The sequence below is a fragment of the Methyloglobulus sp. genome (assembly GCF_964779595.1).
Map to the genome: position 1 here is coordinate 1 of NZ_CBAROL010000013.1, position 17570 is coordinate 17570.

Sequence of the window (17570 nt, forward strand, 5' to 3'; positions counted from 1 at the left end):
ACCTGGAAAAACGTATTGAAGCATTGGAGAACGCAGAATGAGCATTAAAAACAGGCTGGTTAAGCTGGAACAGGCCATCAATAAAGAACGGTTATTACCACCGATTATTATGATCCCAACAGAATCATACAATCTGAAACTTTATCAAGAAATGATGGGCAAGGTTGAAGCGTACAGATTACAAGGCATTGAGGTAAAGACAATCACCATTTGCAGAGCCTAGGGCAATTTAATGAGCATTAAAAATAGATTGGTTGTATTGGAGCGGCATTTTTTATGAATGTCGCTAACAATGCGGTTTTTTTGTGCCTGATGAATGTCTATTTTTGACGTGGTTTTATCCCAGCTGCTTATTATGTGCTTATTAATTTTTCAGCAGGCAATAATAAAGCCCTTAGATTGCTCGTAAGGGCTTGTTTTATATGGAGCTGGCGATGGGACTCGAACCCGCGACCGGCTGATTACAAATCAGCTGCTCTACCAACTGAGCTACACCAGCGTAGCCGAGTATTATACACAAAATATTTTCTTTGCCTACTTTTTTCATTTTAGCATCCTAAATACACATTTTGCTTTGAGGTGAAAACCAAAAGCCGCAGAACACTAAAATATGACTGTAGATTTCTTGGTTTTCTTTGTCTTCTTGGTTGATCTTGCCCACGCGAGCAGACACTTGGCTAAACGAATAATCTCTAAAACCAAAATACCTAATGGAAATCCAAAAATAAGGGTAGCACCAAAAAAGGCGATTGTTACGATAACACCGCGATGAAAGGCTGAAACCACAACGTCGGTCAAAGCGGTGTATGGTGAATGCCTTAAAACTCGGACAGATGCCTAGCATGGGGTGTTCGAGTGTATCGATGTGTATTACAATCGCAAACAATTTTGCTTAAACTTAGGCTATCTCGGATCAGTTGCATTGGAAGCGAATGATACCAAAAAGTTGCTTAGTGGCGTGTCTGCTAGAGTGGAGCAAGATCATTTTTACGAATATTTACAAAAACTTACAGTTTTAAAGAGAAATTAACATCATGGCAGTAGGACTAAACAATTTCCCCACAATGCCGGAAATTTCTGGCATTAAACTAGGAGCTACCAACGCAGGGATTAAGCAAACCGTTAGGGATGATTTGCTGCTGATCGAAATGGCGGAAGGTGCTACTTGCGCCGCTGTATTCACCCGCAACGCCTTTTGTGCTGCTCCAGTGCATGTGGCGAAAGCCAATATGGCGCATCAGCCTCGTTGGTTGCTGATTAATTCTGGCAATGCTAATGCCGGGACGGGTAGGCAGGGCATGGGAGATGCCATTACATCCTGTATCAGTGCTGCCAACTTAGTTGGCGGTCAGGCTAATCAGGTGTTGCCATTTTCGACTGGGGTAATCGGTCAGACTTTACCTGTAGCAAAGATAACCGCCGCTTTACCCGCCGCTTTTGAACAACTAAGCACTGACTTGTGGGACAAAGCCGCCCACGCCATTATGACCACCGATACCTTTCCCAAGGGTGTAACCCAGGCGATTATATTGGAAGGTCATTCCGTTACCATTAACGGCATTTCCAAAGGCGCAGGGATGATCCAGCCAGACATGGCAACTATGCTGGCGTTTATCGCCACCGATGCCAAAATTGCCCAGCCCTTGTTGCAACAATGTTTGGATGCGGCTGTGGAGCAATCTTTCAACCTTATAACAGTTGATGGCGATACGTCCACCAACGATGCCTGTGTGCTGATGGCAAGCGGCTGCACATCCGCACCTGAAATAACCGCGAATACCGAGAATTATCAGGTTTTTGCCGATGCCATTATGTCGGTTTGCAAACAATTGGCGGAATTAATAATACGCGACGGCGAAGGCGCGACCAAATTGATGCGGATAGTCGTCGAACAAGCCCAAAGCAATGAAGAAGCCGTGCGTGTCGGCAAAACCATCGCCCATTCGCCCTTGGTGAAGACCGCTTTTTTCGCGAGCGATCCTAATTGGGGACGGATATTGGCGGCAGTAGGTCGTTCAGGAGTCGAGAATATGGTGCTGGAAGACGTACAGCTTTTTCTGGATGATGTCTGCATCGTCAGGAATGGTGGTTGCGCCGATGATTACACTGAAGCCGCCGGGCAGCGGGTAATGGCTCAAGAAGAAATTACCATCACCGTCAAACTAGGACGAGGACAAGCGATCCAGGAAGTGTTGACTTGTGATTTTTCTTATGATTATGTGAAGATTAATGCGGAGTATAGGACTTAGGATGTCTTCGGATGTCTTCCAAATAAGGATATGAAATCCGTAGGTTGAATAAAGGGCGGATTAGACGCACAAACACACGGTGTTTCCGTTATTATGATTGTGCTGTGGGCGCGTTGTATTCACCAACTCTAATGATCGTTGCAATGGCGGATTACAACGCGCAAGGAATCTTTACATTTATGAAGCTCTAGAAAGTTAGGTTACCAAATAGCAGGCAACCCAACGCTTCTACATTTGGCGCAACTTACGGGTTATTACCTTTGAGCGGTAAATGAAGCCCATGCGGAGTATGCTTCTCTCAACACGCCGAGTCAGGCGAAACTCAATTGGCGTTTCTTCAGCGCGCCAATAAGTGTCAGCAGGCCTGTACTAAACAGCCACACCGCAGCAGGCACAGGAACGGCACTCGGATTCTGAATCGCGTTCACTGAGACATTATCGAGGCCAATGTAAAAGTTGTCAGGAGGTATGCTACTTCCAAGGATAGTGAGCAGCATGTTTGTATTGGTGGCTGTGAAATCAAAACCGTATGTTCCCCAGATGTTTCCTGGGCTTAAGGAGTTGTGTGTGAATGTTTGACTGGCACTTCCAATACTGGCGTTCACTTGGATAGGGCCAGTACAATTGTTGCCACCTGATACGCAAGCTCCGTTCCGAATTCCCAAGTCCATTGCAAATTGGTAGGTTTGCCCTACTATTAGGCTGTTCAGGGTTTGTGAAACCCCTTTCGGAAAACCTGCGCTAGTATATCCTGTGAGGTCGAGGAAATTGTTACCGTCGGAAGGGGTTAGGTTGTATAAATTTGGATTCTTAAGAACTGCGATCTCATTGTTGGTAATACTCCAACTGGTTAGCGTGGTGGAACTCGAAACAAGTTGGCTTCCTCCGTCCCCGGCGAAGATGCCCGTGAAGGCTTCAAAGCTTGGGTTGGCGACTAAGTTCGCTGCCATCGCATTATTGGATAGGACTACCCCCCCCCGCTAGTACGAGTGACGTAAGCATAAGTGCTTTACGGAAAAAAAGCTTCATAGTGTTTGTTTTCATAGTTTTCTCCATTGATTTTTAGACGCAAACGATTGCGCCATCACTTGTTAAAAATAGCAATATAAATTAGGCATTTGCATGAGAAACACCCAAATTTAATCAGCGCTTCAAAATCTTAAAATTAAATGGCTGAAAATTATATTTCAGCCAATTTGATGTTATCACATAAGATACTGTAAGAATATACGTACAAATACCTATCTGAAACATTAAAGACCGTAATATGGATAACAGTATCTACGTGACTTTTGACCCGATCTAATTCAAATAGCATGAACCCTCTGCAAGTCGCCGTCGGCGTAATCAAAAATCCATCGGGACAAGTATTGATTTCACTTCGGGATGCAAACCTAAATCAAGGCGGCTTATGGGAGTTTCCCGGTGGCAAGATTGGGGCATCTGAAACCATTGAGCAAGCCTTAATGCGGGAACTCAAGGAAGAACTGGATATTACTATTCAAGCGGCAACACCGTTAATTACAATCAACCATCATTACCCCGATTTAGCCGTGCAGCTTCTTGTTTTCACTGTTGAGCAGTATGACGGCGAGGTAAAGAGCTGCGAAGGTCAGCCGTTTTTGTGGGTGAATCCTGATGATTTGGTCAACTACGCTTTTCCAGCAGCCAACCGTTCGATTATTGCCGCAGCCCGATTGCCATACTATTATGCCATTCTGGATGATGCCGATCCCGCGCTTTTGCTTATTAACGTAATGAAAATGCTGGATAAAGGCATTAAGCTGATCCAGGCACGGTTAAAAACCTTGCTTCTTGAAGAGGTTAGCGCGTTTCTTGAACAAGCCTATCCTTTATGCAAAGCCCATAAGACTTGGTTGTTGTTGAATTCTTCGGTTAAAAATGCCGAAGATTTTGAAGTTGATGGGCTTCATTTAACCAGTGCGGATTTGCTGGCTTGCGAGCAGCGGCCTGAAAATAAACGGTGGGTGGCTGCATCTTGCCATAATTTTGATGAGCTAAGTCATGCCCAAAAAATAGGGGTTGATTTTGTCGTGCTAGCACCGGTGTTGCCGACCCCAACACATCCCGATGCTGAGGTTTTGGGTTGGGATCAATTTGCTGAGTTGGTTGCTAATAGTAATCTACCCGTTTATGCTTTGGGTGGATTGGCTGGATCTGATTTACTTATCGCGCAGAGAGCAGGAGCGCAAGGGATTGCTGGAATACGGGCGTTTTTGGAATGAAATTGTCGTAAATCCTAGTTGAACTCAGTAAACCAATATTTGGTTAAGTCCTTCGACAAGCTCTCCGCTATTGCTGAAGTACAAGACGTACTGAATGCAGCAAACGCAGGAGCAGTTTGTCGTCCATGCGTCGGGGGATGTTTAAATATTTCTTTATGAACCTAAATTACTTAAAAATTGTTGCCTGGATGTGCAGCTTATTGTTGCTGCCATCTGTTGCCTTGAGCGATAAGCTCAATGACCAGCGTCAGGCTTTCTTACAAGCCGAGAAATACCTGTCTGAAAAGAACGAAACCGGATTTCTGGCGCTTAGCGAAAGTTTGACAGATTATCCGTTGTTTCCTTACTTAAAATATCAATGGCTGAAAGACCACATAGATCAAACCGATCAGGTACTGGCTTTTTTATCGACTTATAAAGATACCCGTTACGCGTCTTCATTACGTTCTAAGTGGCTAGATTATTTGGCAGAAAACGAACGTTGGAACGATTTTGTTAAGCATTATGAAGTAGCCGAGGATAGCGCTGATGATTGCCAGTTTCTTTGGGCGCAATACCAAACAGGTAAGCAGCAACAGGCCTTGGGAGAGGCAAAACGGCTTTGGATTTTAGGAAAATCCATAGAGACAAAATGCCAACCACTTTTTTCCGCACTAGCAAACTCAGCCCTGTTAACGTCCGACCTGATTTGGCGGCGGTTTGAGTCGGCGCTACAGGACAATAATCTCGCCGTAGCACAATCAACAATGCTTTTTTTGAAGAAAACTGATCGAAAAAGTGCTGAGTTGTGGTTACAACTTCATCAAAAGCCTGAGTCGATTGATGAAAGCCGGTTTTGGCTGGAGAAAACTGCCCAAACAGGCCGACTGTTTGCCCATGCTGTCGTTAGGTTAGCAAATTCTGATCTGGATAGGGCGATTATGGTTTGGGATGCAAAAAAACCAGATTTTGTTATCGCTGCTGAAAGTGTCCAGCGTGTAGAGCGCAAGTTAGGCTTGGCGTTACTTGCTAAAAAGGACAATCGCTCATATAGCCACTTAGATAAAGTATTGCTCCCCGATGAAGAAGGCAGGGCCGCCAAAGTACGCGCGGCGTTGCTTGAGCAAAATTGGTCGCATGTTAACAGCGCGTTGTCGGGATTGACCTTTGCCGAACGCCAAGAACCCAAGTGGCAATATTGGCAAGCACGCGCATTGCGGGAAATCGGCAAGAAGCAGGAGGCGAACGCTGCGTATGCTGCATTAGCTAAAGATAGGAGTTTTTACGGTTTTCTGGCCGCCGATACTGCCAACCTACCTTATCAAATCATTGATCTGCCCGTAAAGTTGGCGAAAAATGAGCTTGAGCAACTTTCGGAACAGCCTGATTTTAAAGCCTGTTGGGAATTCAAATGGCTAAGCAAGGATTTGGAAGCACGTCGGCAATGGCAGTTTGCGATAAAAAAATTATCCAAGGAAAAGTTGTTGGCGGCAGCGAAATTGGCGCAGCAATGGCAGTGGGATCAAATCGCCATCACAACCTTAGTAAAAGCTGATTATTGGGATGATATGGCGTTGCGGTTTCCGGTTTTGTATCTTAACGAGGTGCAAAGTAGCGCCGAAAAACATGGGCTTGATGCCGCTTTGCTATTCGGTTTGATGCGGCAGGAAAGTATGATGGATAAAAATGCAGTATCGTCTGCGGGTGCAAAAGGTCTGATGCAGCTGATGCCAAAAACAGCTATGACGATTGCCCAATCGCTGCATGAACCGTGGCAATCTGATAACAATTTATTCAAGCCTGAGCTGAATATAAATTATGGCGGTTATTACTTTAGGGATTTGCTAAATCGTTTCGGTGGTCATGTTGCCTTAGCGAGCGCGGCTTATAATGCCGGGCCTAATCGCGCAAAAAAATGGTTACCTATCACGACTGCCGTTCCTGCTGATATCTGGATAGAAACCATCCCCTTCAAAGAAACCCGTAAATACGTATCGACTGTACTTTCTTACTCGATTATTTATCAGCAGCGGCTAAAAAAAGGCAGTCTCAAGTTGAAGAACTTATTGCGGGATGTCACGCCATAATGCAACTGGCTAAAATTTGAGCTGATTTTTTCCGGTGTCTGTACGATAATACAGTGCTTTTATAAAAATTATAGCCAACAAGGTGCGGAATATCGTTATGTCGAAACAGCATAGATTAACCTATGAAGAGTTGCTGAAATCGGGCAGGGGAGAGCTATACGGGCCCGCCAACGCGCAATTGCCGTTGCCGCCGATGCTCATGATGGACAGGATTACCCTGATTACCGATGAAGGCGGCAAGTACGGTAAAGGCCAGATCATTGCCGAGTTGGACATACATCCCGATTTGTGGTTTTTTGCCTGTCATTTCCAAGGCGATCCCGTCATGCCAGGTTGTTTGGGGCTGGACGCCATGTGGCAGCTCGTGGGATTCTTCCTGTGCTGGATGGGCGGGCCAGGTAAAGGCCGTGCGTTAGGCGTGGGTGAAGTCAAATTTACAGGTCAAGTTTTACCGACGGCTAAAAAAGTGACTTATCGGCTTGATATGAAACGGTTAATCATGCGTAAGCTCTATATGGGCATTGCCGATGCCACGATGGAAGTCGATGGCAAGGTCATCTACGAAGCTACTGATTTGCGTGTTGGTTTGTTTACTTCCTTGTCGGATTTTTAGGGGTAGTTATGAAACGGGTTGTGGTAACTGGCTTAGGCATCGTCTCCAGCATTGGCAACAACAAGGCCGAAGTCCTTGATTCCTTAAAGCAAGGGCGATCAGGTATTGTGTTTGCGGATGTTTATCAGGAAATGGGCTTCCGCAGCCATGTCCACGGCGCGATCAACATCGACCAGGACGAATTCATTGACCGCAAAGTGAAACGCTTTATGGGCGATGGCGCGGCGTTCAACTATATCGCCATGCAGCAAGCGATTGCCGATGCAGGTTTGGCTGATAATGACGTAAGCAATGTCCGTACCGGCTTGGTGATGGGTTCGGGTGGGCCTTCGACATCGAATCAGGTCGATGCAGCGGATATTTTGCGTGAGAAGGGCATCAAGAAAGTCGGGCCGTATATGGTCACCCGCAGCATGTCCAGCACCAATACCGCGTGTTTGGCGACACCCTTTAAAATTAAGGGTGTTAACTATTCGATTACCTCAGCCTGTTCCACCAGCGCACACTGCATCGGCCATGCCTCGGAATTAATCCAATTGGGTAAACAAGACATCGTGTTTGCTGGCGGCGGTGAAGAGCTGCATTGGACGCTTTCCTTATTATTTGATGCGATGGGTGCATTGTCATCCAAATACAACGATGCGCCGGATACTGCATCACGTCCTTACGATGTTAACCGCGACGGATTTGTGATTTCCGGCGGCGGCGGTGTGCTGGTGATGGAAGAATTGGAACACGCCAAAGCCCGTGGCGCGAAAATCTATGCTGAACTGACAGGCTACGGCGCAACCTCCGACGGCTACGATATGGTGCAGCCATCTGGGGAAGGTGCGGTTAGGTGTATGCAGCAGGCGATGGCGACCGTACATGACAAAATCGACTACATCAACGCCCACGGCACCAGTACGCCAGTTGGCGATACCAAAGAATTGGAAGCCTTACGTGCGGTATTCGGCGCAGAAAACGTGCCTTGGGTCAGTTCCACCAAATCCCTGACCGGACACGCCTTAGGTGCTGCGGGGGTTAACGAAGCGATTTATTCCTTGTTGATGATGGAAAATAACTTCCTCAGCGTCTCCGCCAACATCACCGACCTCGATCTCGGTGCGGAAGGCATCCCCATCGTGCGGGAACGGCAAGATAACGTCACCTTGAACACCATTATGTCCAATAGTTTTGGCTTTGGTGGAACGAATGCGACGTTGATTTTTCAGCGGTTTAATGGTTGAAGGAGAGGTTCTCCATAAAGGCGTAAACACCATGAGTACGATTGAAATTACCGGAATGAGTAAAGCTGAAAAGCTCCAAACTATGGAAGCCATTTGGGATTCGCTTATCCATGAGGATTCAGAAATAGAATCGCCAAAATGGCATCAAACTATTCTTACCGACAGAAAGCTGAAAATTGAAGAAGGCAGAGCCGAATACCTAAGCATTGAAGAATTAAGGTCAAAATAAGGCGGATGAATGCTAAACGTATTCAAATACTTACTGATGCTAAAAACGATCTTGATGAAGGCCGCAAGTTTTACAATAAACACGGCAAAAATGTAGGGGATTATTTCTGGGATAGCCTGTTATCGGATATTGAGTCGTTAGTTATTTTTGCAGGTATCCACAGGAAAGAATATGGCTTTTATCGGATGCTGTCAAAGCGTTTTCCGTACGTAATTTATTATGATGTTAATGGTGATGTCGCCTCCGTTATTGCCGTGCTGCCAATGCGAAGAAACCCTTTGTGGATAAAATCGAGGATAAGTGGTGGAAATCAGCCTGGAAATGAAAACAATCAAAAATAATTCAATCTTCCAGGCTGTATCGTTGGGTTACAGTTCGCCCACGCCTCCGTTTTGCATAACCCTTGCCGATATGTGCGAGCCCCCAACCCAACCCACCTACACGCTCAGCTACAGCTCAACTTAGTTCGTTGAGCATTATAAAAACAGGAATAGCTATGAGTTCACGGAAGCTTATTGTCGGTTTAACGATTGTTTCTATTCTGTGTGCTCTAGCGGTTATGATATTCCATGAGTCAAGCAGACTGTTTTTCGAGGAGTCTATGCCTGTCGAATTTAAAATTGCTGACACTTTGTTATCACACGAAGAAATTGCTTGTGGTTTAGCAATTTTTAAAATATCTGATTCTACAGTTTCGAGAATTAATTCCGAGAGGTTGAAATTTTTCGAGAATGCTACAAAAGCAAGAATTCTTCATAAATATGGGAATAACCACTATTCAGCATGGAGTGAAACACCTGTGCCAGAAGGTTGGTACAATGAGGGGTCTTGGTTTTATTGTGGTGAACACGAATTGCTCGGAAGTATTATTACTGCTGGAAAGAAAACTGGATCTTATTATTCTGCTAGCGTTAACGGTGAAACAAAAATTATAGTGGTTCCATCTCTTGGAGTGATAGTTTATTCGTATTTTGACTGAACCAAGGGTCATTCATTGCAGTAGCTCGTAGATACCGTTTATCGAATATCCCCAAACCAATTATGACCGACCCAACCCAAAAATCCCGCACCCAATTCAATAAGCTACAAAAACGCTTGCGCCACTATGTCGGTGATGCGATTGCCGACTACAACATGATCGAGGAGAGTGATAAGGTCATGGTGTGCTTGTCGGGCGGCAAGGATTCTTACACCTTGCTCGACATCTTGTTGAATTTACAGAAGACTGCGCCAGTCAATTTTGAATTGATCGCCGTCAACCTCGACCAAAAACAACCAGGATTTCCTGAACACGTCCTGCCTGATTACCTGGAATCCATCGGCGTGCCTTATCACATCATCGAAAAAGACACTTATAGCGTGGTTAAGCGCGTGATACCAGAAGGCGCGACCACTTGTGGGCTATGTTCAAGATTGCGGCGTGGTACGCTATATGGTTACGCAGAAGCTAATGGCATCACCAAAATCGCCTTAGGTCATCATCGTGATGACATTCTGGAAACTTTCTTTTTGAATATCTTTTACGGTGGCAAACTGAAAGCCATGCCACCTAAGTTGCTTAGTGATGACAAAAAAAATATTGTCATCCGCCCATTAGCGTATTGCCGCGAAAAAGACATCGAGCGTTTTTCCGCATTCAGGAATTACCCCATCATCCCGTGTAATCTGTGCGGTTCGCAAGAAAACCTACAGAGGAAAGCCATGAAGGTCATGTTAAAAGCCTGGGACAGGCAATTCCCCGGTCGCTTGGAAACTATCTTCACCAGCCTTCAAAACGTTGCGCCATCACAATTGGCAGATACTCAACTGTTTGATTTTGTAAACTTGTTTCGGGTAGCTAAACCTAATGTTAAGGACATCACCGAAAACGCAGGTTTGGAAGTTTTGATGCAGTGATGCTCAACTTTGGGCAATTTGGTTCTCGAACGCCACAAGTTAATGGAAAACCAAAGCTAATTCTTGTTGGTGGTGTAGTTTAAGCTCCCTATTGACCTGCTGCCAGTAATCCAACAAATTCAAATACAACTCTTTGCTGGTTGAAGTTAACGGCAACTCGGGATGCGTCGCCAGATATTGCAATAGCAGGACAATTCGGTTAGCAAGGCAAGGGCATCTCCGTCCTTGCGTAAATTGTGTTATCGCCAAACAAGTGGCAGCATGTAAATGGCTGACATCCGCAGTCGTTATAGAATCAAGTTGGTCGGACATAACATATTCCGTATTTTAAAATGGGAAAAAATAACGCGACTGAGTGTGGATCAGTCGCGTTAAGCTAGCAGTGGCTAGGCTAGGCTAGGAGAGGTCAATACGCCACTGATAGTAATGATAATCATTATTATTAACTGGAGTCAAGTATATTTCCGTATCTAAAACTTATCTTTGATAACAATCTTTTCAATTCAAGATTGAAAGCCATTGCAAGTTAATCGCAAATATCGCAAGTAAAGTCGTTATTACAGCAAGGTATCAACTAAGTTTCGATTGATTTTTAACCTCATTAGGTTACACTATGCGGCTTCGGAGAGGTGGCAGAGCGGTCGAATGCGGCGGTCTTGAAAACCGTTGAGGGTTTATCCCCTCCCAGGGTTCGAATCCCTGCTTCTCCGCCAAATTTTGTCCATCATCCTAGAACTAACGATGCTTAGTTCTAACAGACACTTCGCAATTGAGTTGTTCCCTTCGTGAATTCCACAAGCTAATGATTAAGATACCTCAATTTACCTTTTGAGTTTTCTGGGCTAGTTTGCACTTGCGTTTTTGGAAAACCAAAACCTTAACTGAAATGACCCATGAAGAGTGGGAATCGTTATGTGACGGTTGCGGTAAGTGCTGTCTACATAAGCTAGAAGATGAAGATACTGGCAAGGTTTACTATACCAACGTTGCATGTCGGCTATTAGATTTGACCACCTGCCGTTGTAAGAATTATCCTGAACGTACCCGCTTAGTCCCTGAATGTCTTGATCTAAAACAGCATGATGTTGCCGAATTTAGCTGGCTGCCGTCAACCTGCGCTTATCGTTTAGTTGCGGAAGGCAAAGAACTAGCCGATTGGCATCCTTTGGTTTCAGGCAAACCGAGCAGCGTTATAAATGCTGGGGTTTCCATCAGAAGTTTCGCGGTTGCAGAATCGCAAGCGGATGATTTGGAAGACCATGTCATTGAGTGGCTGGAGTAATGGGCTGAGGACTTGATTAAACTTATTCAAGCAGTCCGTATGGCGATCATGCCGAAAGGCTATCACAAAACGTCCAAGCAAAAGAAACTGGGATTTATTTAGAATTAATTAGTAAATTTCTATAAAATCTACGTTTTAATCTTAAAACTACACGCTAAAAAGTCTAAATGGACCTGAAATTTCTTGATTTTGAACAACCTATCGCCGAACTGGAAGCTAAAATCCGTGAGCTTCGCAATGTCGAATCCGACAATAACATCAATATCTCGGAAGCCTTAGCGCAGCTTGAAGAAAGATGCGAAGCCCTGACTGAATCCATCTTTGCTACCCTTTCTGATTGGCAGATTTCCCAGCTTTCGCGGCATCCATGGCGGCCTTATACACTGGATTATATTGAACATATCTTTACCGATTTCCATGAATTGCATGGTGATCGTGCTTACGCTGACGATCCTGCTATTGTTTGTGGCATGGCGAGATTGGACGGTCAGCCCGTGATGGTTATCGGACATCAAAAAGGCCGCGACACAAAACAAAAAATCTACCGCAATTTTGGAATGCCAAGACCAGAAGGTTATCGCAAAGCATTACGGATTATGAAGATGGCGGAACGGTTTAGGTTGCCAATTATCTGTCTGATCGACACACCTGGTGCATATCCGGGTATTGGTGCGGAAGAACGTGGGCAAAGTGAAGCCATCGCTAGGAATTTGTTTGAAATGTCCAAACTAAAAACGCCCATCATCTGTACCGTAACAGGGGAGGGTGGTTCTGGCGGCGCGTTGGCGATTGGTGTGGGAGACCGCCTGATTATGCTGGAATACAGCACGTATTCCGTGATCTCGCCCGAAGGTTGCGCGTCTATTTTATGGAAAAGCGCGGATAAGGCACAGTTGGCGGCAGAAGCAATGGGCATCACTTCAGACCGTATCCGCGAACTGGGCTTGCTGGATGAAGTCGTCAGGGAGCCGTTAGGCGGTGCACACCGCAATTACCCCGCCATCGCCGAGAGCTTGAAGGAAGTGCTGGTCAGGCACTTGACCTACCTGCAACAACAAACGCTGGATGATCTGCTGGCAACGCGTTACCAACGTTTGATGGGCTTTGGGGCGTTTGTTGAGGAAGTTGTTAAGTAGATGTAGGGTACGCATTGTGTACCTATCAAGACGATAGATAAATTACAAAGCCGTTCGTGGTGAGCCTGTCGTACCATGAAATTAATAAAAAATAACCGTTCGTCCTGAGCTTGTCGAAGGATGAACGCAATATGGTGTCGCTAACGCGACGGCTATTTTAATGTGGGTTCTCGTACCCACGGACGAGGTACTTTCTTTTGCTTCGCCAAAAGAAAGTATCCAAAGAAAAGGCGACCCGGATGCCGCTTGCTTCCTGCGCTTCTCGCATTTACCGGGGTTGCCGGAAGGGACTTCCCTGTCCCTCCGGCAACGTGCGGCATCCCTGCCGCACCCCTAACGGGCTATTCCCGATAAATGCTCCGATGCTCGGCGCGGCATAACGGGATAGGGCGGGTAATTGTAGGATGTGGTGAACAAAGTGAACCGCATCATTCACGAAACACGAACGATGCGGTTCGTATCTACGAGCTAAGGTTTAGGCGCGTCGCAACCCAACAAATGACGTTTAGCATTGAAATGTCGGGTTAGGATGCATGGAAAATCCTGTAACACATTGAGTCAAGTAGGGTGCATTCCATGCACCAAAAAAGGTGCGTACAACGCATCCTACTAACTTTGTCCGCACAAAGAAAAGTAACCCGCTTGCCAGTGCGGGAACTGGCATTTAAACAAACCGTCGCGTAAGTGACATACTATAAATCCAATAGATTAGGATGAATACCAATACCCAACCTCATACTTCAGATAATTGTCTTAAAGGTGTTCACAAACTCACCCACAATCTGCAATTACTCGCCGCCCAAAACATTTATATCGCCTACAGCGGCGGCATAGACTCCCATGTGTTGCTGCATTTGTGTGCGTCTGTTGAAAACCAAAAGCCCAAAATAACCGCCGTTTACATCAATCACGGTTTGCAAGCTGGGGCGGAAAACTGGGGCAAACACTGCGGGCAAGTTTGCCATGACCTTGGGGTAAATTTTCTCAGTTTGACAATTCATGCCGAAGCAAAGCTTGGAGAAAGCCCAGAAGAAGCCGCCCGTAATGCCCGTTATGCCGCCTTGAAACCGTTGTTGGCTAAGGATGATGTGTTGCTCGTCGCCCAACATGCCGAAGACCAATTGGAAACTGTGTTGTTGCAATTGTTTCGTGGCAGCGGGCTTAAAGGTTTGTCCGGTATGCCGGATAACATGGCGTTTGGCGAGGGTAGGTTAATAAGGCCATTGCTGGGTTTTTTCAAAGCCGCGATTATCGAATACGCAAAAAGTCACGGATTACAATGGATTGAAGACCCCAGCAATCAGCGCACGCATTTCGACCGCAATTTCCTGCGGAATGACATTATTCCCAAACTTAAGCAACGCTGGCCTTCTTTAGACCTTACGGTTTCTCGTTCGGCTAGGCATTGCGCGAATGCACAAGACTTATTGGATGCAGTTGCCAACGACGGGTTAACAATGGTTTTAAGTCCTAGCGATAACACCTTATCCATTAACCGATTGCAAAGCTATCCGGCATTGCAACAGCCATCAATTATCAGGCAATGGTTTCAGTGTCTGGGTTTAAAAATGCCCAGCGAGGATGTCGTGCAACGGATACTTGGAGAAGTTATCGCCGCTAGGGAAGATGCTGATCCTGTCTTATCGACACAAGGTCGATGTATTCGCCGATACCGCGATTCAGTTTATTGTCTGAAACCTTCGCCACAAAAGTTAGAAGATCAATTTGTTTGGCCTTCCGATACAGTCTTATTGCAGATAACAGATAATTGGGCTTATGAAATCTTGGAATCAGCCAGCGGCATACCCGTTGAGCAATGGCGAAATTCAAGTATTACTGTAAGCTTTCGTTCCGGTGGTGAAACCATTGAATTACCTGGGCGTAAAGGCCATCATGACTTAAAGAAACTTTTTCAGGAGATCGGGATTCCGCCGTGGGAAAGGATTATGATTCCTTTGATTTATCTGGATAGCAAACTGGCGGCAGTCGGCGAACATTGGGTTAATGCTGAATTTTATTGTGAGATGAAAGAACCCTGTTTACGCATCATCCAACGCAAAATAAATCCAAAAGGCAATGACGACACGCCCGATGTCGATTAAAATAGGCATTTCAAGCAGCACATCGGCTAAATCCCGAAGTCTTATCATTTTTTCATGACCAAATACATATTTATCACTGGCGGCGTGGTGTCATCGCTGGGCAAAGGTATTGCTGCATCCTCCTTGGCGGCAATCCTGGAGGCACGGGGGCTGACAGTTACCATGACCAAGCTTGACCCTTATATCAACGTCGATCCAGGTACGATGAGCCCGTTTCAGCACGGCGAGGTGTTTGTCACTGAAGATGGCGCGGAAACCGATCTGGATTTGGGTCATTATGAACGTTTTCTGAAAACCACATTGACCCGAAAAAACAGTTTCACGGCAGGTCAGGTTTACGACAGCGTCCTACGCAGAGAACGTAGAGGTGAATACCTGGGGGCGACTGTCCAGGTTATTCCACATATTACCGATGAAATCAAAAACCGCATTTATCAGAGTGCAGAAGGTATGGACATCGCGCTGATTGAGATTGGCGGCACAGTCGGCGATATTGAATCCCTACCATTCCTAGAAGCCATCCGGCAAATGCGGGTGGAACTGGGTGCAGAACGGGCTTTGTTCATTCATCTTACCCTGGTACCTTATATCCGCTCTGCTGGGGAGATCAAGACCAAACCGACCCAGCATTCGGTCAAAGAGTTGCGTTCCATCGGTATCCAGCCGGACATTTTGATGTGCCGCTCTGAGCAACCCATCCCCGAAAGCGACCGCCGTAAAATCGCGCTGTTCACGAATGTCGAAGAAAAGGCGGTTATCTCCGCCGTGGATGCCGATTCCATTTACCGAATTCCGCTCCTCCTCCATGAGCAAGGCTTGGATGAGATTGTCGTCAACAAGCTAAGGCTGAATGTGCCGCCCGCCGATTTGTCCGAATGGCAGCAGGTTGTCGAGGCCTTGGCGCACCCAACGTCCGAAGTAAAGATTGCCATTGTCGGCAAATATGTCGATCATTCCGATGCGTACAAATCGTTAAATGAAGCCCTTACCCATGCGGGTATCTCTACGCGTAATAAAGTCAATATCACTTACATTGATTCAGAAATGATAGAAGATGAAGGCATTGCCAGTCTAAAAGATGTCGATGCGATCCTGGTGCCTGGCGGTTTTGGTGAACGTGGCATAGAAGGTAAAATTGCCACAGTCCGGTATGCACGTGAGAACAAGATTCCTTATTTGGGCATTTGCTTGGGTATGCAAGTCGCCGTCATAGAGTTTGCCAGGGATGTGGCGGGGCTGGAAGGCGCACACAGTACAGAGTTTTTGCCTAAGTCTCCCCATCCGGTCATTGGCTTGATTACCGAGTGGATGGATGAAAGCGGACAGTTGGAAATCCGTGATGAGCAATCCGATTTGGGTGGGTCAATGCGCTTGGGCGGTCAACAGTGCCGATTAAAACCGGATTCTCTGGCTTATCAAATGTACCAAAAAGATGTGATTACTGAAAGACATCGCCACCGCTACGAATTTAACAATCAATATATTGAAAGATTGGAACAAGCAGGGTTACGTTTTTCGGGCAAGTCTATTGATGGTCGCTTGGTGGAAGTCATCGAAATTCCTAATCATCCTTGGTTTTTGGCTTGTCAATTCCATCCTGAATTTACCTCGACACCCAGAAGAGGCCATCCGCTGTTTTCCGGTTTTGTAATGGCGGCGGCACAACATAAAAAGGAAACAGTTCAATGAAGCTATGCGGTTTTGAAGTAGGATTAGACCAACCATTTTTTTTGATCGCAGGGCCTTGTGTGATAGAAAGCGAGCAATTGGCTATAGATACCGCAGGTTATCTCAAAGAATTGACGACAGCTTTAAATATTCCCTTCATCTACAAATCCTCGTTCGATAAGGCAAACCGCTCTTCGCACGAAACCTTTAGGGGATTGGGTCTGGAAACGGGCTTGAACATATTGAGTAACGTTAAAAAACAGATTGGCGTACCCGTTTTAACGGATGTCCACGAAGATACGCCGCTTGCAGAAGTCGCATCTGTGGTTGATGTGATGCAGACACCCGCGTTCTTGTGCAGACAAACCAATTTTATCCAAGCTGTAGCTTCACAAGGGATTGCGGTCAATATCAAAAAAGGTCAGTTTTTAGCGCCGTGGGATATGGTGCATGTCGCCAAGAAAGCCAAGGCTACTGGCAATGAGCAGATCATGGTTTGCGAGCGTGGCGTATCCTTTGGTTATAACAATCTGGTATCTGACATGCGCTCACTCGCAGTTATGCGTGATACAGGCTGCCCCGTCGTGTTTGATGCCACCCATTCTGTACAACTACCCGGCGGACAAGGTACGCACTCAGGTGGACAACGTGAATTCGTCCCTGTATTGGCGCGAGCGGCAACGGCGGTTGGCATTGCCGGACTGTTTATGGAAACCCATCCGAACCCAGCGGAAGCAAAAAGCGACGGCCCTAACTCCTGGCCGTTACACAGAATGCAAGAATTATTAGAAGTCTTATTAACCATCGACAGGGCGGTTAAATCAACCCCCTTGATAGAAACAACCTTATAGGAA

The 17570-nt window shown here is 46.0% G+C and carries 17 protein-coding genes and 2 tRNA genes; 16 read left to right on the forward strand and 3 right to left on the reverse strand.

Features of this window, described 5'->3' with window-relative positions; all coding sequences use genetic code 11:
* The first annotated feature begins 37 nt into the window (after positions 1-37).
* On the forward strand, positions 38-223 hold the full coding sequence (locus AC1YY3_RS06565; protein ID WP_482194376.1) for a hypothetical protein: 186 nt from the start codon (positions 38-40) through the stop codon (positions 221-223).
* 200 nt (positions 224-423) lie between these two features.
* Here the strand turns inward: AC1YY3_RS06565 and AC1YY3_RS06570 are convergent.
* Positions 424-499, reverse strand: a tRNA-Thr gene (locus tag AC1YY3_RS06570).
* Between the two features lie 535 nt (positions 500-1034).
* Here AC1YY3_RS06570 and argJ point away from each other — a divergent pair.
* Entirely contained in the window at positions 1035-2249 is a 1215-nt protein-coding gene (gene argJ / locus AC1YY3_RS06575) for a bifunctional glutamate N-acetyltransferase/amino-acid acetyltransferase ArgJ (RefSeq protein WP_481824317.1), read from the forward strand.
* A gap of 311 nt (positions 2250-2560) precedes the next feature.
* Here argJ and AC1YY3_RS06580 read toward each other — a convergent pair whose 3' ends face one another.
* The gene (locus AC1YY3_RS06580) at positions 2561-3199 is read right to left on the reverse strand and encodes a DUF642 domain-containing protein (RefSeq protein ID WP_481824318.1); all 639 of its coding nucleotides are present in this window, start codon (positions 3197-3199) and stop codon (positions 2561-2563) included.
* A gap of 366 nt (positions 3200-3565) precedes the next feature.
* Here AC1YY3_RS06580 and AC1YY3_RS06585 point away from each other — a divergent pair, with 366 nt between their 5' ends.
* The 8 genes from AC1YY3_RS06585 (at position 3566) to ttcA (ending at position 10528) form a co-directional block, all read left to right on the forward strand.
* The gene (locus tag AC1YY3_RS06585; RefSeq protein ID WP_481824319.1) at positions 3566-4495 is read left to right on the forward strand and encodes a Nudix family hydrolase; all 930 of its coding nucleotides are present in this window, start codon (positions 3566-3568) and stop codon (positions 4493-4495) included.
* Positions 4496-4650: 155 nt separating this feature from the next.
* Positions 4651-6561, forward strand: a complete 1911-nt coding sequence (locus tag AC1YY3_RS06590; RefSeq protein ID WP_481824320.1) for a lytic transglycosylase domain-containing protein — start codon at positions 4651-4653, stop codon at positions 6559-6561.
* Positions 6562-6658: 97 nt separating this feature from the next.
* A complete protein-coding gene (fabA, locus tag AC1YY3_RS06595) occupies positions 6659-7174 on the forward strand; it encodes a 3-hydroxyacyl-[acyl-carrier-protein] dehydratase FabA (protein WP_481824321.1) in 516 nt (171 codons plus the stop codon).
* An 8-nt stretch (positions 7175-7182) separates the two neighbouring features.
* The gene (gene fabB / locus AC1YY3_RS06600; protein WP_481824322.1) at positions 7183-8403 is read left to right on the forward strand and encodes a beta-ketoacyl-ACP synthase I; all 1221 of its coding nucleotides are present in this window, start codon (positions 7183-7185) and stop codon (positions 8401-8403) included.
* A gap of 31 nt (positions 8404-8434) precedes the next feature.
* Positions 8435-8632 carry an addiction module protein gene (locus tag AC1YY3_RS06605; RefSeq protein WP_481824323.1) on the forward strand — a complete coding sequence of 66 codons (198 nt, stop codon included), beginning with the start codon at positions 8435-8437 and terminating at the stop codon, positions 8630-8632.
* Between the two features lie 5 nt (positions 8633-8637).
* The gene (locus AC1YY3_RS06610; protein WP_481824324.1) at positions 8638-8973 is read left to right on the forward strand and encodes a type II toxin-antitoxin system RelE/ParE family toxin; all 336 of its coding nucleotides are present in this window, start codon (positions 8638-8640) and stop codon (positions 8971-8973) included.
* 155 nt (positions 8974-9128) lie between these two features.
* Positions 9129-9611, forward strand: a complete 483-nt coding sequence (locus AC1YY3_RS06615; RefSeq protein ID WP_482194377.1) for a hypothetical protein — start codon at positions 9129-9131, stop codon at positions 9609-9611.
* A 62-nt stretch (positions 9612-9673) separates the two neighbouring features.
* Positions 9674-10528, forward strand: a complete 855-nt coding sequence (ttcA, locus tag AC1YY3_RS06620; RefSeq protein WP_481824326.1) for a tRNA 2-thiocytidine(32) synthetase TtcA — start codon at positions 9674-9676, stop codon at positions 10526-10528.
* Positions 10529-10567: 39 nt separating this feature from the next.
* Here the strand turns inward: ttcA and AC1YY3_RS06625 are convergent, their stop codons facing one another.
* Positions 10568-10840 (reverse strand): hypothetical protein, encoded by a 273-nt coding sequence (locus tag AC1YY3_RS06625; RefSeq protein ID WP_481824327.1) that lies wholly within the window; start codon positions 10838-10840, stop codon positions 10568-10570.
* Positions 10841-11151: 311 nt separating this feature from the next.
* Between AC1YY3_RS06625 and AC1YY3_RS06630 the strand changes: the two genes are divergently transcribed.
* The 6 genes from AC1YY3_RS06630 to kdsA all read left to right on the forward strand — a co-directional run bounded on the left by AC1YY3_RS06630 (position 11152) and on the right by kdsA (position 17567).
* A tRNA-Ser gene (locus AC1YY3_RS06630) sits at positions 11152-11241 on the forward strand.
* Between the two features lie 140 nt (positions 11242-11381).
* On the forward strand, positions 11382-11810 hold the full coding sequence (locus AC1YY3_RS06635; RefSeq protein WP_481824328.1) for a YcgN family cysteine cluster protein: 429 nt from the start codon (positions 11382-11384) through the stop codon (positions 11808-11810).
* A gap of 167 nt (positions 11811-11977) precedes the next feature.
* Entirely contained in the window at positions 11978-12946 is a 969-nt protein-coding gene (gene accA / locus AC1YY3_RS06640) for an acetyl-CoA carboxylase carboxyl transferase subunit alpha (protein ID WP_481824329.1), read from the forward strand.
* A 713-nt stretch (positions 12947-13659) separates the two neighbouring features.
* Complete coding sequence (tilS, locus tag AC1YY3_RS06645) at positions 13660-15048, forward strand: tRNA lysidine(34) synthetase TilS (protein ID WP_481824331.1); 1389 nt, start codon at positions 13660-13662, stop codon at positions 15046-15048.
* 54 nt (positions 15049-15102) lie between these two features.
* The gene (locus AC1YY3_RS06650; RefSeq protein WP_481824332.1) at positions 15103-16737 is read left to right on the forward strand and encodes a CTP synthase; all 1635 of its coding nucleotides are present in this window, start codon (positions 15103-15105) and stop codon (positions 16735-16737) included.
* Entirely contained in the window at positions 16734-17567 is an 834-nt protein-coding gene (gene kdsA, locus AC1YY3_RS06655; protein WP_481824333.1) for a 3-deoxy-8-phosphooctulonate synthase, read from the forward strand. The genes AC1YY3_RS06650 and kdsA overlap by 4 nt, the downstream gene beginning before the upstream one ends.
* Positions 17568-17570 lie beyond the last annotated feature (3 nt).